This is a genomic window from Geofilum rhodophaeum, from assembly GCF_002210225.1.
In the GTDB taxonomy this organism is placed as follows: Bacteria; Bacteroidota; Bacteroidia; order Bacteroidales; family Marinilabiliaceae; genus Geofilum; species Geofilum rhodophaeum.
In genome coordinates, this window is record NZ_MWUJ01000016.1 from 59,883 (window position 1) to 73,730 (window position 13,848).

A 13,848-nucleotide genomic window follows, 5' to 3' on the forward strand; every position below is an offset into this window, starting at 1 on the left:
AAGAAATGACTAGGATCTTGTCCTATATGGTCAAAGGGGTGATGCTCAGCTTGCTTTTTTCTGCCTGCCACATGGGTGCAAAAAAAGAAGCACCCAATCCGGTCCCTGAAATACCGGAATTGGTGGTATATTGTGAAAACGGTATGGCAGCTCCCATCTATGAACTGGCGCGCCAATTTGAAAAGCGCTATGCCTGCAAGGTCCACATACACAACGACAACGCTCGCAACCTGCTCCACACCATCAGCACCAGCAGCGACGGCGACCTGTTTATTCCGGACAGCGAATACGGGCTGGATTTGCTGCGACAAGCGACACCCGAACTGCTGGGAACAAGTCTCTACCTGGGGAGTAACCGGCTCATAGCGATGGTGCCAAAGAACAATCCGGAGGCTTTCCAGGGGAAGCTTTCGGAACTGGCCGATCCGCGCTTTGCCCTTATCCTGGCCAATCCCGAATCGAGCTCCCTGGGCTTCCATACCCGTGAACTGCTGATGCAGGCCGGAATTTACCCGGAAGTCATCCAAAACACCATGACCCTCTCGGCCGACAACCGTGGACTGGTTCGGAGTATTCAGCGGGGCGAGGCTACCCTGACCATAGACTGGCTGTCCAGTTACTACTACAACAGCAATCAGAATTACGTAGACACGGTGGCACTTAAGGACCTGTATCCGGAGGCCCACGTTTACGCAGCCATACTGGCGAAGCCGGCCCATCCCGGCCTGGCACACACCTTTTTGGCCTTGCTCAGTTCTGCAGAGACCACCGAACTGCTGAGCCATCACGGCCTCATTCGCAAAAGACAGGTGATACAAATCCAACGAGAAATACCTGAAAATGATTCAAATCCGAAAAATTTGGAAAACCTTCGGGATTAAGACTGCCCTCGGAACAAAAAAACGACTGCTGCCTTTTCTTCACGAAAAAGTCATCCGCAAGCTTTTTGGCCTGCTGATTATATTTCTGTTGACCATTTTAGGGGTGCTGCTGCTCGAAAATTACTTTGACCGCCATTACACCCTGCGCTATCAAACCATTATTCGCAATCAGGAACAAAAACAAAAGCTGGCTTTTATTCTTAAGGAACAGCTTATGAATATCCAGTTTGCCCTACGCAATTATCCAAGCATAAGTCACCAACAACAAATCACCAACAACCACGAATACATTAAAGAATACATCAGCCGCTGCCAGCAACTGGTCCGCCTGATGAACGAGGGCGGAAGTTTCGAATACCGAAACACCGTAACGATGGCAACCACCGATGAAATAACCGAAACCATCTACTACGAGACCGACGCCTACACCGGAACCATCAATGAATACACGCAATTGTTGCCCGCCCTAGAGGATCTCCAAAGTATTTCTGCGCGTATAGCGGAGCTGCGCACCAGCAACAAAAGCAGCCTGGGTGAGACCTTCCCCACCCTCGAAGAAAACATCGCCTTCTATTTAAAACAAAGCGACAGTATTTTTGAGCGCATTTTTGAAATAGAACGTAAGGGGGCCTATCAGATTCAGAAGAATGTGGTTTCGGTGAACAATACGAGCATTAATGTGCTCAAGAGCTACAACAACATCAAGTACCTTGTTCTGGTTTTCATTTCGTTGGTGGCGGGCACGCTTACCTACCTCCTCATCATCCAGATATCACGCATTATTCTTTTCCGTAATAAAACCGAAAGCACCAACAAAAAATTGCTTTTGGCCGTGGAACAGAGTCCGGTTGCCATCATGATTACCGATACCCGCGGAATCATCGAATACGTCAACGAAAACTTTGTCCTGAAAACCGGCTACCAAAAGGAGGAAGTAAAGGGTACCCGCCCCTATTTTTTCAACAACAACATCAACAACTTTCCCGATTTGGTAATGACCAGCATACAGGCCGGACATTCGTGGTCGGGCGAAGTGGAGACCAGCAACAAGGCGGGACAAAAATACTGGGAAAGGGTACAAATATCTCCCGTATTCGACGAGGCAGACAGCATCAGCAACTTCATTATTATACGAGAAGACATTACCGAAAAGCAAAGACTTACGCAAAGCCTGAACGAATCGGTAAAAAACCTGAAAAACATAACCGAAAACCTTCCGGTCGGCATTCTCATTGCCGATGCCCAGCATCAGATCATTCAAATCAATCAAACGGCTGCGAAGACTATGGGATTTAACGAAATGCAGGCAGCCTTGGATTACATCAACAGTCACCCCTACTCCCAGCTGTTTGAGAAATTGCAGGAAAGTCATTACCACGATGTGAACTCGGGTCTTAACGTGCTGACCCTCGAAGAACGTTTGACTTTGCCCGAAAACAACATTTCGCGCATTATTCTGAAAAACATCATTCCCATTCGACTGAACAACGCAGATGTGCGCCTGGAGGCTTTCATGGACATTAGCGCCCAAAAAGCCCTTCAAAAGAAAGAGGCGGAAGCCAATCGGGCCAAATCAGAATTTTTGGCGAATATGAGCCATGAAATCAGAACGCCGATGAACGGCATTGTGGGCGCAGCCGAATTATTGGGCAGTACCAGACTCAATATCGAACAGCAGCAAATACTTTCGGTCATCTCCCGCTCCTGCAACAACCTGACCTCCATCATCAACGACATCCTCGACTTTTCAAAGATTGAGGCCGGGAAGATGAAGATTGAACCAACGGCATTTACACTGAGCAAGACCCTCGACTATCTGAAACAACAATTCCAGATACGAGCCAGTGAAAAAAATCTTCAGCTCCGGACCGAAACGGAACACTTTCCGGAGATATTAATAGGCGATGAGGGTCGACTTTTGCAGATTTTGATCAACCTCATGGACAACGCGGTAAAATTTACCGAACAGGGAGAAATTGTCCTAAGGATAAGCAGAGTAAAAGAAGAGGCACACCAATTAAGCCTGCATTTTACCGTAGAAGATTCCGGCATCGGCATTCCCCCGGAAAAAATTGAACGCATTTTCGATTCCTTTACCCAGGTCGATGGATCCACCACACGCAAATATGGCGGCACAGGATTAGGGACCACCATCTCAAAAATGCTGGTGGAACTGATGGGCGGAAAAATCTGGGTAGAGAGTCCCCATCCCGATTATGCCTGGTCAAAGGACCATCCGGGCACCATTTTCCACTTTGTTTTGCCGCTCGGTCTTCCAAGCTCGAAAACAGAGGAATCGGCTGCTGGTGAGGGGGGAAACCCCAAAGGGAAAAAAGCATCTAAAAATGGCGCCCGGGCACAGCAAATTCTTCTGGTAGAGGACAACCCCATCAACCAGAAGATTGCTGAAAAAATGCTGCAGCGTCTGCATTATTCGGTGACCATTGCCGCCAATGGTCAGGAAGCACTGGACTTGCTGTTGGACCAAAAAGCACCCTGCGATCTGGTTTTGATGGATGTGCAAATGCCGGTGCTGAACGGACTGGATGCAACGCGGGAGCTGCGCAACAACAAAGTGGCGCTTCCCATTATTGCCATGACTGCCAATGTGATGAAAGGCGACCGGGAGTTGTGTATGGCTGCCGGCATGAACGACTATATTGGAAAACCGGTACGCATAGAGACCCTGGAAACAACGCTGAACCGCTGGTTGTAGTTGTAATTAGAGCGCTAAGAGCTGGGCAGCAACGCTGAGCAGGACCAACAGCAGAAACGTCAACTCCTGCCAAACAGCCTTTCGAAAAAGATCCAGAGCGTTAACCACCAAAACTGCAGCACTTAAAGCGGCAATGGGCAGCAATTCAACTGAAAAGAAAGGGGAAAGAACGGCTCCGGTGCAGAGCAAAAGCAACCAGAACAAAACCCGGTAATAGCGTCGAACCACAATTTTCTGTTGTGCTGTTCTGCGTGCAGAAACCAGCATAGCCAGCGCAATACCGAGAACCACAACCAACAGGTAGATACGGGAGAAAAGCGCATGCTTATACTGCCCCGGATTGGCCATCAGATTTTCGATCAGCAAATCGTAAAACCAACGCCCTTCGTCGTGAAAAACATACCATCCACCAGTAAGTATAAAAGGAAGCAAAACGCCCAGCAACATAGCTACAAAGCCCCGAAAGGAAGCCTGCCGTAAAATGCCGGCAGCGATAAGCAAGAAAGGGAAAAAGAAGAGGCCCTTGGCATAAAAGAGGCCGCCCAATCCCAATAAAAAACCGGCATCAAAACAAACAAGGGCTGGATTTCTGCGCTGCACACCGGCAAAAAGTACGCGCAAGGCCAATACCAAAAAAAACACAAAGAGCCAAACAGGATTCAGCTTTTGGACCGACAAAAATCCACTTGACAAAAGCAGGAAGGCCAATAAAACTATAGGACTTTGCTTCCCAAGCAAAGAGAAACGCAGGGCAAGCTGATTCAAAACAAGTCCGCTAAGCAAGGCCAATACCAAGGTGGTAAAAGCTGCGGTAAAAATATTTCTGCCCGACCACATCCCGGTAAAAAAATCCCACATAGGCATGGAGGGATTATCGAGATGACTGAAAAACACCACCTCTCCCAAAAAGAGCCGCAACCACAGTGCTGTGGCTGTCAACAACACCAGGATGACGGACAACAAACGATTACTGTTGAAAAGGCGGTAAAGCATAGTTTAGTGGATCAAATCAAAGCCTATATCTTTTCTGTAATTACAACCCTCAAAATTGATTTGAGCCGCAGCTGCCAGAGACAAAGCCCTTGCTTCTTCAATGTTTGGGCCAAAGGAAGTCAGGGCAAGCACCCGCCCCCCGTTGGTACAAACCTTCCCCTCCTTACTGTTGGTGCCGGCGTGAAAAACAAGACTGTCTTTAACTTTATCGAGGCCACGCACTTCGAACCCCTTTTTGTAGGCATCGGGATAACCTCCTGAAACCAACACCATGGTCAGGGCGGTGCGTTCATCTACTTCACACCTAATGCTTCCAAGGCGTCCTTCACCAACAGCCCGCAACAAATCAACCAAATCGTTCTTTAAACGCGGCAAAACCACTTCGGTTTCAGGATCGCCCATGCGCACATTGTACTCGATGACATAGGGGTCGTTGTTGACCTTGATCAGCCCAAAGAAAACGAAGCCTTTATAATCGATGCCCTCAGCTGCAATGCCGGCAACGGTGGGACGAACAATGCGCTCCTCCACTTTTTGCATAAAGTCCTTATCGGCAAAAGGGACGGGAGAAACTGCCCCCATGCCTCCGGTATTAAGCCCGGTATCGCCTTCCCCAATCCGTTTGTAATCCTTGGCTTCGGGCAACAACACATAGTCCTTACCATCGGTCAAGGCAAAAACCGATAACTCGATACCACTTAAAAATTCCTCAATGACCACAGTATTCCCTGCAGCGCCAAACTTACCACCCAGCATTCTGTCCAACTCTGCAGAAGCTTCCTCGTAATCATCGATAATCAACACCCCCTTGCCGGCAGCCAGACCATCGGCCTTCAATACATAGGGCGGAGCCAGTTGTTGCATAAAGGCACGACCTTCGGGCACATTGGCCGCACTTACTGAAAGATAACGGGCGGTTGGAATGTTGTGACGCAGCATAAACTGCTTGGCAAAATCCTTGCTGCCTTCGAGCCGGGCTCCCTCCGCGGAGGGCCCTACCACGGCGACCTTTTGCAAGAGCTCATCGGCTTTAAAAAAATCGACCAAACCACGCACCAGGGGTTCTTCGGGACCCACTACAACCAAATCGATGGACTGCTCCAAAACCAAAGCTTTTATCCCCTCGAAATCGTTAACCCCCAGGGGCACATTTTCTCCAAGCTCGAGCGTTCCCGCATTGCCGGGTGCAAAAAACAACTTTTGGGTTTGTGCACTGTTGCGAATACTTCTGCCTAAAGCATGTTCACGTCCTCCTGAACCGACTACCAGTATGTTCATCTTCGAATATTATATTTTACATCGTTTTTCAATTTCAGCAGGCGTAAGGCTTTCCAGCCGATAACCCTGTTCCTTTAGTCGCCGCAAAATCCGCGGCAAGGCTTTCTGCACACGTGGCCAGGCCTTTAGCGAATCGTGCAGGGCGACGATCGATCCGGGACGAACATGGCTGAGCACATTACCCTCTATGTCCTCCGCCTTTAAATCGGCCCGATAATCGTAACTGAGCACATCCCACATTATAATATGGCGGCAGTACTTTCGCAAATCTGCCAACCAACCCGGGTACAACTGTCCGTGCGAAGGTCGAAAAAGGTCCCCGGGTACATAAGTTGCCCCTTGCTCTACATCGGCCAGCCAGTCCTTTCTGGCAGTCCGCCAGGCCTGCCGGTGGGCAAAACCATGATTGCCCACACTCATGCCTTTTTGACGCAACAAGGCATACTCCTCAGGATGTTTGCGCACATTATCACCCACACAAAAGAAGGTCGCTTTAGCCCCCTCAGAAACCAGCATATCCAGTATGGCTGGTGTGACTTCAGGAATGGGCCCGTCGTCGAAGGTCAGGTAAACCACCTTCTCCGCCTCAACCGGCAAGCGCCAAACAGTCCCCGGCAGCAGTCGCCGCAAAAAGGCTGGGGGACGAATTTGCCATCGGTACATCTTTCTACTCTTCAAAAAAGCCCATTCCCCGAAACAATCCTTCGTACAAACCTTCTGTATCCTGTATCAGGGCATCTCGCTGATGACTGCGCAACACCCTAAGCACCTCGCCATAAATAGCCATGGAACGCTGCATATCGTTCATCGACGAATTTCTCAAACCGGGGCGCAAGCTGGTATAATAGCGCAGTTCCTGAAAATTTTCTTCCGCCAAACCGCGAAGCACTTCATCCCCTTTTTCCACAGCACCAGCCTTGTAATAGGCCTCTCCTATAAAAAGAGAGAAATAGTTGTGGGGAATGCGTGATGCGGGCAGAATGTCCATGGTTTTATCCAGGACCTCAATGGCTCGTTCAGAATCGCCTTCGCTGATAAGAGCCGTAGCCAGACGGGTTAAATTATTACGCATATTCAATGCCATCCGTTGATGGTTCTCGTCGAGATAGACCTCGGGATTGTTCCAGCCTTCAAAAACAAACACATTCATCAGGTTGTGGTACATTTTATCGGTATCTACCCGACCAAATTGTCCGTCGCCGGAACTGCCCCGTATGGGTGCAATTTGGTAACCAAAACCTTCGAGCTGGAAGTAATCCTGCAGGCCCACGTAGTTTTCACTGCCTACCGTAACGGCATAATAAATGGGGCGCTCCCAATTGTTGTTGGCCAACAAATCCAAAACCATCACCTCATTCTTAAGAATGCGCTCCTTATTAAGCTGGAAGCGAAGTTCAGGGGCAATTTCATGAGCGTAACGAGGGCTAACCATATTCTTGGCCATTACGGCAGCACTGTCGACCGGCACGGTAAAGGAAGAAGAAGGCAGGTGTTCAAGACGCTGGTTGTAGCCGGGAATGGTCTTGCTGCGCTCATCGTCCCTGGCCAGAAAATCGATGGCCCGTTTCAGGTCCACGTCACCCTCCACACGATCTAAGACGTGCACCATGTCTCGCTTACCCAACACATACTGCTCGTGTTCCATAGAAATGGGCAGGGGATCCGAAAGGTAGGCTTTACGCTTCATCTGGTCGATGTACCAATCGGTTTGCAAATAACTGAGATTGGCCACCCGCACATCGGTCCGCACACCCTCCACTTCCTGAGCGTACCAAAGCGGGAAGGTGTCGTTATCGCCATTGGTGAAAATGACCCCATTTTCACCAACCGTATTCAAATAGTTAAAGGCCAAATCGCGTGCAATGGTCCGCTGAGAACGGTCGTGATCGTCCCAGTTTTCGGCTGCCATATTCAAGGGGACCAACACCAGGGTAAGCGCCGTTCCAAGAGCTGCAGCCGAATGGCCCGGCAGCAGGCGCTGCAGGGCCTTGATGACAGGCAGCACACCCAGACCTATCCATATGGCAAAGGCATAGAAGGAGCCCGCGTAGGCATAATCCCGCTCACGGGGTTGCAAGGGGGTCTGATTCAGGTAGAGCACAATGGCCAAACCCGTAAAAAAGAAAAGCAACATCACCACCCAGAAATCGCGCTGCCCTTTGGTTCCTGCCCCCGATTGAAAGGCCAGTCCCAATACGCCCAGGAGTAAGGGCAAAAGATAGTACTTGTTACGGGCCGGATTGTCCTTATAAGAATCGGGCAAAAGCTCCTGATCGCCATACATCCAATTATCGATAAAAGGAATGCCCGAAATCCAGTTGCCTTTGTGTACCTCACCATGTCCCTGCATATCGTTTTGGCGACCGGCGAAATTCCACATAAAATAGCGAAAATACATGTGCCTGACCTGATAATTAAAAAAGAAGCGCAGGTTTTCTACAAAGGTGGGTAAAAGAATTTGTTGCGCACGACCACTTTGATCGGCTACGCTGACCCTTCGGCCCCGGATGTTTCCCCAACGCTGATACTCCTCAATATGCCGCTCCTCGCGACTGTACATGCGGGGAAAGAGTGTCGTAGTGGTTACATCAAATTTGTAAGCAGGCCGGTAATCCACAATTTCATAACGATCGCCCTGCTTCACATAAACCGGACGCCCCTTATCCTTTTCGATGGCGTCCCAGTCGAGGGGCGAATTGTAATATTGTCCGGAGAAGAGAGGACGGTCGCCGTATTGCTCACGATTGAGATAGCCCATCAGGGAAAAGACATCTTCAGGCGAGTTCTGATCCATGGTTGGATTGGCGACCGAGCGAATAACGATCAAAGAAAAAGAGGAATAACCCAGTATAATCACGGCAATACCGGTAAAGATGGTATTCATTACCGGCTTGTTGTTGACATAGGTGTAATAGATGCCATAAATGAGTCCCCCCACCAACAAAAGGGCATATACCGCCACACCACTGTTAAAGGGTAAGCCCCAACCGTTGACAAAGAGCAACTCGAACCAGGAGGCCACCTTTACCACGCCGGGAATAATGCCGTAAAGAATGACGCCCAAAATGAGAAAAGAAAGAGCCAGTGCTCTGGCGGTGTTTCTGGGGCTTACCTCATACTTTTTATAATAATAAACCATGGCAATGGCCGGAATGGCCAGGAGGTTCAGCAAGTGCACCCCAATGGAGAGTCCCATCAGGTAGGCGATGAGAATGAGCCAGCGGTTGGAGTGGGGTTCATTGGCCACATTTTCCCACTTAAGAATGGCCCAAAAAACCACCGCTGTAAAGAGGGACGACATGGCATAAACCTCGCCTTCCACGGCCGAAAACCAAAAGGTGTCAGAGAAAGTATAAGCCAGCGCACCAACCATTCCGGCAGCCATAATGGCCCAAATGCGCCAAGCCTCTTCTTTGCCCTCCTCCATAAATATTTTACGAGCCAGGTGAGTAATGGTCCAGAACAAAAAGGCGATGGTTAAGGCGGATGCCAATCCCGACATCAGGTTAACGGTAAATGCCACATTGGAAGGATCACCTGCAAAAAGAGTAAAAAACCGACCCATCAACATGAAAAAGGGGGCTCCGGGTGGGTGACCTACAAGCAACTTATACGACGCAGAAATAAACTCTCCACAATCCCAGAAACTGGTGGTTGGCTCCAGGGTAAGGGTATATACCACGGCAGCAATCAAAAAGGCCAGCCAGCCCAAGAGGGTGTTCAAGCGATTGTAATTCAGCATATCGGTTAATTTTCAATGTTTTACAGGCAACAAAATCTGACGAAGGTCAAAAATACAACATTCTGCCCAAAAAATAAGCCTTTGCAAAGGATTTGCGCCTGAATAAGAACCAAAAACAAAATCCACAACAAGACGGTGTTTAACAAGGTAAGGCTTGAACCTTGAAGTCCAGCCCTCTAAACAAGAACCAACATTTTTTTACTGTTTTTTTGTCGGTTTTATTTGAAAGATATCCCGAAAGCTTCTATATTTGCATCGCTTTTGAAAACAGAAAGCAATTCAAGTTTGTCCTGTGGTGTAATGGTAGCACAGATGGTTTTGGTCCATCTAGTCAGGGTTCGAATCCTTGCGGGACAACAGTTAAAGCCGTAAATCTTAAAATAAGATTTACGGCTTTTTATTTATGCCAAGCTCCGACTTTTTAACGGGACTGGCACAACATTTGTGCAAAAAGCCTGTTAGTGTAGAAAACAACAAACATAAACAAATAGACATGAAGAAAATTGCATTATTTGCCGTGGCACTTATGCTGTTGATGCCCGCTCTTTCTTTCGGCCAGGATCAGGCCATTGGTCTGCGCCTGGGAGGCGGCAACCTGGTAGGTGCAGAAGTTTCATTTCAAACGCCTTTTGGTCGCGACCGTGCGGAACTGGACCTGGGCTGGGGTGGAAATCCCGACTGGGCATACTGGTCGCTGACCGGACTCTACCAGTGGGTTTTCCCCATCGAGAGCGGCTTCAAATGGTATTTGGGCGTAGGGCCTGCCCTGGGCAACACCGTCTATTCAGGTCCCCACGATAAAACCGACGGCTTGTATCTGGCGGTAGCTTTTAATGGAGGCGCCGAGTACAATTTTGCAGAAATCCCCCTGCAGTTGTCGGTAGATACACGACCCGAATTGCCCTTAGCCAGTACAGACATCAACAATTGGTTTGGCCTGGCCATTGCAGCCCGCTACCGATTTTAACGCAACTGTTTATCCAGCAAGTCGAACATCCGGCGCGAGTCCCAACGGGCCGCGCCGGTTTTGTGTAGCACAATACGACCGCCCGGACTGATTAAAAAGGTCGTAGGAAGGGTGGTGGTGCTGAGGGCCTCAGCCGGCTGGGAGGCCAGCGCATAAAGCGGCAGCTCATAACCCCGTGCTTCCATAAACGCAAGCACAGTCTCCGGATCCTCGTTGGATACGAACACAAAGTGAACCTCGTCTTTATACGCATTGTACAGGTTCTGCAAGGAGGGCATTTCGGCAATGCAGGGCGGGCACCAGGTGGCCCAATAGTTTAAAAAAACGGGCTTATCGCTGAGTTCTTCCAATGAAACCAGCTCTCCATCGTAGGTAACCAGGCGCAATTGACGCTCCTGCTGATCCAGTATAACGGTGCGGGACGACTCGCGGGGTGCCAGCATGGTGTATCGGACAATGAAGGCCGATACCGTTTTTCGTGAGGTCGGGAAAAGCATGGCCACAACCAGGGCCAAAAACAAAAAATCCAACACAATGCTCCACCAGCGCTTTTTGCGCCGGTATTGCTGCCACTTTTCACTGATGATGTTCTTTCCCATAATACACAAGCTTACATTTCTCTCCTCAAACAAATCAAAGACCCAAAAGTTTCCTACTCCTTTACTGGGGAAAGGGCATCAGTCCCTTGTAGTTGATGTAATATTCACCCCCTACCTCGGGACGCCCCATTTCTTCATCAGTAGTTCCCTGGGCATTGGCTACCCCCACACTGGCAAAACGACACACCGCCTTGTGCTTCAAGGCATGATGTCCCACCCGTGCAGCCACATCGGGGAGCAAAATCCCCATATTGGGGAAGCAGGCGGTACGCACCACAATAAAATAAAGAACGTCGTTCTTCCGCGCCAGTATCTGAGGATTCACATCGGCCTCCTGGTGCACATTCAAGACCTCATAACCTTGGTCCACCAAATCCTTATAAACCACTTTCAGTCCAAAAAAATGCAGTTCTTCGCTGCTCATCACTTTTCCCATATTTGCTGCGTTTATTAGAGGGGCAAAAATAGACAATTTAAAATTTTTAACGCACTAAAAGGCAGTCGCATCGCAAAGTCTTGTAACTTTGCAAGATGTGGATAATAGCAGGTATAATTGTTGCGGTGCTGCTGCTGACTTATGCAGGCACCCGTATTTTTGAGGGGAAGCGTAAAGACCGTGCTTCGGCATCCGCCGAGCCGGCGACAGTACCCGATGCCGATTGTTGCGGGGCCCATGAAGTCTGCGACAAGGAGACGCTGTTGTCGGCCGACGATGAAATAGTGTACTATCAGGACGAGGACCTGGACCATTACCAGGGACGAAGTGCACAAAGCTACAGCTCAGCCGAAATTGAGGATTTCCGGGAAATATTGTACACCATGCGCGACGATGAAGTGGCCGGCTGGTTGCGCAGCCTGCAGCTGCGCAACATCAATCCGCCCATAGTCATTAGAGATGAGGCACTGATGATTGTCACCGAGGTCCGCGACATCATCAGAGGCGGTCGCCAGACCGCCACTGCGGTTTAGGGGTGCACCAGGGTACCGATTCCCTCGCCCATCAAGACCTTCTTCAAGTTGCCTTTCCGGTCCATGTTAAATACCAGTACCGGCAAATTGTTCTCTTTGCACATAGCTGTTGCCGTCAGGTCCATGATCTTCAGACCCTGCTTATACACCTCGTCAAAAGAAATCTTATCGTATTTCACCGCCTGGGGATCTTTCTCGGGATCGGCTGTATAAACGCCATCGACCCGGGTCCCTTTGAGCATGACATCGGCTTCTATTTCAATGCCCCGCAGCGAGGAGCCGGTGTCGGTCGTAAAATAGGGATTGCCGGTGCCTGCCGCCAGAATAACGACCTCGCCGGCGCTGAGTGCTTCCATGGCACGGGGCTTGGAATAATACTCCCCGACGGGCTCCATGCGAATGGCGGTAAGTACGCGCGCCTTGGTGCCCATCGCATTCAGTGCGGAGGCCAATGCCAGTCCGTTGATCACGGTGGCCAGCATGCCCATCTGGTCGCCCTTGTAACGGTCAAAGCCCTTAGAGGCGCCGCTGAGTCCGCGAAAAATGTTTCCGCCACCAATTACTATGCCTATTTCTACCCCCATGGCGGCTATTTCGGCCACTTGTTCGGCATAGTCGTTCAGGCGTTGGGCATCGATCCCGTAGCCTTGTTCTCCCATGAGCGATTCGCCGCTCAACTTCAACAGTATCCTTTTGTATTGCATGATTGGAATATTTGACTTTTAAATGTAAGCATTTTTTGGGCGGACCCGCATTCCAGCCCAAAAAAAGAGGCTGCCCTGCTGGGGCAACCTCCTGTATCTAACACCTTATAGGGTGAACTATTTCTAATTGTTGAGCGAGAAACGCTTGAACTCGGTAACGGTCAAGCCTTTGTCGGCCTGCTGCAAGTACTCACGAACGCTGATTTTGCCGTCCTTCACAAATACCTGGTCGAGCAGGGTGCTCTCCTTAAAGAACTTGCTCAAACGACCCATGGCGATTTTCTCTACCATTTCTTCGGGCTTGCCTTCCTGACGGGTCAGGTCTTTGGCAATCTCGAGCTCCTTGTCTACCACTTCCTGGGGTACAGAATCGCGATCCACAGAAACAGGGTTCATGGCAGCCACTTGCATAGCAACATCACGTCCAATTTGCTCATCCTGCCCGCCTTTGTTGAGGCCCACCAAGGTAGCCAGCTTGTTGCCGGGGTGGATGTAAGCCACTACCTGCTCCGCTTTTACTACATCAAAGTAAGGCATGTCAATTTTTTCGCCAATTACACCAATTTGCTCGGTAATTACATCCTTAATGGCTACGCCATTCAGTTGCAAGTCCTTCACTTCATCGGCGTTGCTGGCTTCACTGGCCAGGGCCAGATCCAGAATAGACTGGGTTAAAGCAACAAAGCTTTCGTTTTTGGCCACAAAGTCGGTTTCGCAGTTCAAAACCACCAAAGCGCCTTTTTTACCATCGGCAGAAACTTTTGAAAGCACTACGCCTTCGGTAGCTTCACGGTCGGCACGCTTGTTGGCAATGGCCTGACCTTTTTTGCGGATGATGTCAACGGCTTTGTCAAAATCACCATCGGCTTCGGTGAGGGCTTTTTTACAGTCCATCATACCGGCACCGGTTGCTTTTCTCAGTTTGCTTACGTCAGCAGCAGATACAGCCATAATTTCTTCTATTTTGGAGTAAAAAATTCGGGGAAAACCGCAATGGTT

Annotated in this window: 12 protein-coding genes and 1 tRNA gene; 5 read left to right on the forward strand and 8 right to left on the reverse strand. The window is 49.6% G+C overall.

Annotated features, from left to right (window positions below):
• Window positions 1–5 precede the first annotated feature (5 nt).
• Together B4W65_RS13375 and B4W65_RS13380 are read left to right on the forward strand one after the other, a co-directional pair.
• On the forward strand, window positions 6–881 hold the full coding sequence (locus B4W65_RS13375; protein WP_088655669.1) for a substrate-binding domain-containing protein: 876 nt from the start codon (window positions 6–8) through the stop codon (window positions 879–881).
• Entirely contained in the window at window positions 841–3,597 is a 2,757-nt protein-coding gene (locus B4W65_RS13380; protein WP_088655670.1) for a PAS domain-containing hybrid sensor histidine kinase/response regulator, read from the forward strand. Before B4W65_RS13375 ends, B4W65_RS13380 begins: the two co-directional genes overlap by 41 nt.
• A 6-nt stretch (window positions 3,598–3,603) precedes the next feature.
• On the opposite strand, the gene B4W65_RS13385 is transcribed toward B4W65_RS13380, so the two are convergent.
• Genes B4W65_RS13385 through B4W65_RS13400 form a run of 4 tightly spaced genes read right to left on the reverse strand, consistent with a single transcriptional unit; the run spans window position 3,604 to window position 9,610 of the window.
• A complete protein-coding gene (locus tag B4W65_RS13385; RefSeq protein WP_088655671.1) occupies window positions 3,604–4,590 on the reverse strand; it encodes a hypothetical protein in 987 nt (328 codons plus the stop codon).
• Window positions 4,591–4,593: 3 nt separating this feature from the next.
• Window positions 4,594–5,868, reverse strand: coding sequence for a phosphoribosylamine--glycine ligase (gene purD, locus B4W65_RS13390; RefSeq protein WP_088655672.1), 1,275 nt, complete (start codon window positions 5,866–5,868; stop codon window positions 4,594–4,596).
• A 9-nt stretch (window positions 5,869–5,877) separates the two neighbouring features.
• Window positions 5,878–6,531 (reverse strand): polysaccharide deacetylase family protein, encoded by a 654-nt coding sequence (locus B4W65_RS13395; protein ID WP_088655673.1) that lies wholly within the window; start codon window positions 6,529–6,531, stop codon window positions 5,878–5,880.
• Between the two features lie 4 nt (window positions 6,532–6,535).
• On the reverse strand, window positions 6,536–9,610 hold the full coding sequence (locus B4W65_RS13400) for a glycosyltransferase family 117 protein (protein ID WP_088655674.1): 3,075 nt from the start codon (window positions 9,608–9,610) through the stop codon (window positions 6,536–6,538).
• A gap of 286 nt (window positions 9,611–9,896) precedes the next feature.
• Here B4W65_RS13400 and B4W65_RS13405 point away from each other — a divergent pair.
• Together B4W65_RS13405 and B4W65_RS13410 are read left to right on the forward strand one after the other, a co-directional pair.
• A tRNA-Gln gene (locus tag B4W65_RS13405) sits at window positions 9,897–9,967 on the forward strand.
• Window positions 9,968–10,103: 136 nt separating this feature from the next.
• Window positions 10,104–10,577, forward strand: coding sequence for a hypothetical protein (locus B4W65_RS13410; RefSeq protein ID WP_088655675.1), 474 nt, complete (start codon window positions 10,104–10,106; stop codon window positions 10,575–10,577).
• Here the strand turns inward: B4W65_RS13410 and B4W65_RS13415 are convergent.
• Window positions 10,574–11,176 (reverse strand): TlpA family protein disulfide reductase, encoded by a 603-nt coding sequence (locus tag B4W65_RS13415; RefSeq protein WP_088655676.1) that lies wholly within the window; start codon window positions 11,174–11,176, stop codon window positions 10,574–10,576. The genes B4W65_RS13410 and B4W65_RS13415 overlap by 4 nt on opposite strands.
• 61 nt (window positions 11,177–11,237) lie before the next feature.
• Complete coding sequence (locus tag B4W65_RS13420) at window positions 11,238–11,612, reverse strand: hypothetical protein (RefSeq protein WP_088655677.1); 375 nt, start codon at window positions 11,610–11,612, stop codon at window positions 11,238–11,240.
• Window positions 11,613–11,707: 95 nt separating this feature from the next.
• Here B4W65_RS13420 and B4W65_RS13425 point away from each other — a divergent pair, with 95 nt between their 5' ends.
• The gene (locus tag B4W65_RS13425; RefSeq protein ID WP_088655678.1) at window positions 11,708–12,145 is read left to right on the forward strand and encodes a phospholipase; all 438 of its coding nucleotides are present in this window, start codon (window positions 11,708–11,710) and stop codon (window positions 12,143–12,145) included.
• Here the strand turns inward: B4W65_RS13425 and pyrH are convergent.
• Together pyrH and tsf are read right to left on the reverse strand one after the other, a co-directional pair.
• Window positions 12,142–12,849: a UMP kinase gene (gene pyrH / locus B4W65_RS13430; protein ID WP_205741286.1), complete on the reverse strand. Its 708-nt coding sequence runs from the start codon at window positions 12,847–12,849 to the stop codon at window positions 12,142–12,144. The two genes, B4W65_RS13425 and pyrH, sit on opposite strands and share 4 nt — an antisense overlap.
• 123 nt (window positions 12,850–12,972) lie before the next feature.
• Window positions 12,973–13,800 (reverse strand): translation elongation factor Ts, encoded by an 828-nt coding sequence (gene tsf / locus B4W65_RS13435; protein ID WP_088655680.1) that lies wholly within the window; start codon window positions 13,798–13,800, stop codon window positions 12,973–12,975.
• Between the last annotated feature and the right edge of the window lie 48 nt (window positions 13,801–13,848).

What these genes read in the sequence shown, in the direction of transcription:
- B4W65_RS13415 (WP_088655676.1), bottom strand. Translation starts at nt 11,176, where the DNA reads ATGGGAAAGAACATCATCAGTGAAAAGTGGCAGCAATACCGGCGCAAA.
- tsf (WP_088655680.1), bottom strand. Translation starts at nt 13,800, where the DNA reads ATGGCTGTATCTGCTGCTGACGTAAGCAAACTGAGAAAAGCAACCGGT.
- B4W65_RS13395 (WP_088655673.1), bottom strand. Translation starts at nt 6,531, where the DNA reads ATGTACCGATGGCAAATTCGTCCCCCAGCCTTTTTGCGGCGACTGCTG.
- B4W65_RS13380 (WP_088655670.1), top strand. Translation starts at nt 841, where the DNA reads ATGATTCAAATCCGAAAAATTTGGAAAACCTTCGGGATTAAGACTGCC.
- B4W65_RS13400 (WP_088655674.1), bottom strand. Translation starts at nt 9,610, where the DNA reads ATGCTGAATTACAATCGCTTGAACACCCTCTTGGGCTGGCTGGCCTTT.
- purD (WP_088655672.1), bottom strand. Translation starts at nt 5,868, where the DNA reads ATGAACATACTGGTAGTCGGTTCAGGAGGACGTGAACATGCTTTAGGC.
- pyrH (WP_205741286.1), bottom strand. Translation starts at nt 12,849, where the DNA reads ATGCAATACAAAAGGATACTGTTGAAGTTGAGCGGCGAATCGCTCATG.
- B4W65_RS13420 (WP_088655677.1), bottom strand. Translation starts at nt 11,612, where the DNA reads ATGGGAAAAGTGATGAGCAGCGAAGAACTGCATTTTTTTGGACTGAAA.
- B4W65_RS13410 (WP_088655675.1), top strand. Translation starts at nt 10,104, where the DNA reads ATGAAGAAAATTGCATTATTTGCCGTGGCACTTATGCTGTTGATGCCC.
- B4W65_RS13385 (WP_088655671.1), bottom strand. Translation starts at nt 4,590, where the DNA reads ATGCTTTACCGCCTTTTCAACAGTAATCGTTTGTTGTCCGTCATCCTG.
- B4W65_RS13375 (WP_088655669.1), top strand. Translation starts at nt 6, where the DNA reads ATGACTAGGATCTTGTCCTATATGGTCAAAGGGGTGATGCTCAGCTTG.
- B4W65_RS13425 (WP_088655678.1), top strand. Translation starts at nt 11,708, where the DNA reads ATGTGGATAATAGCAGGTATAATTGTTGCGGTGCTGCTGCTGACTTAT.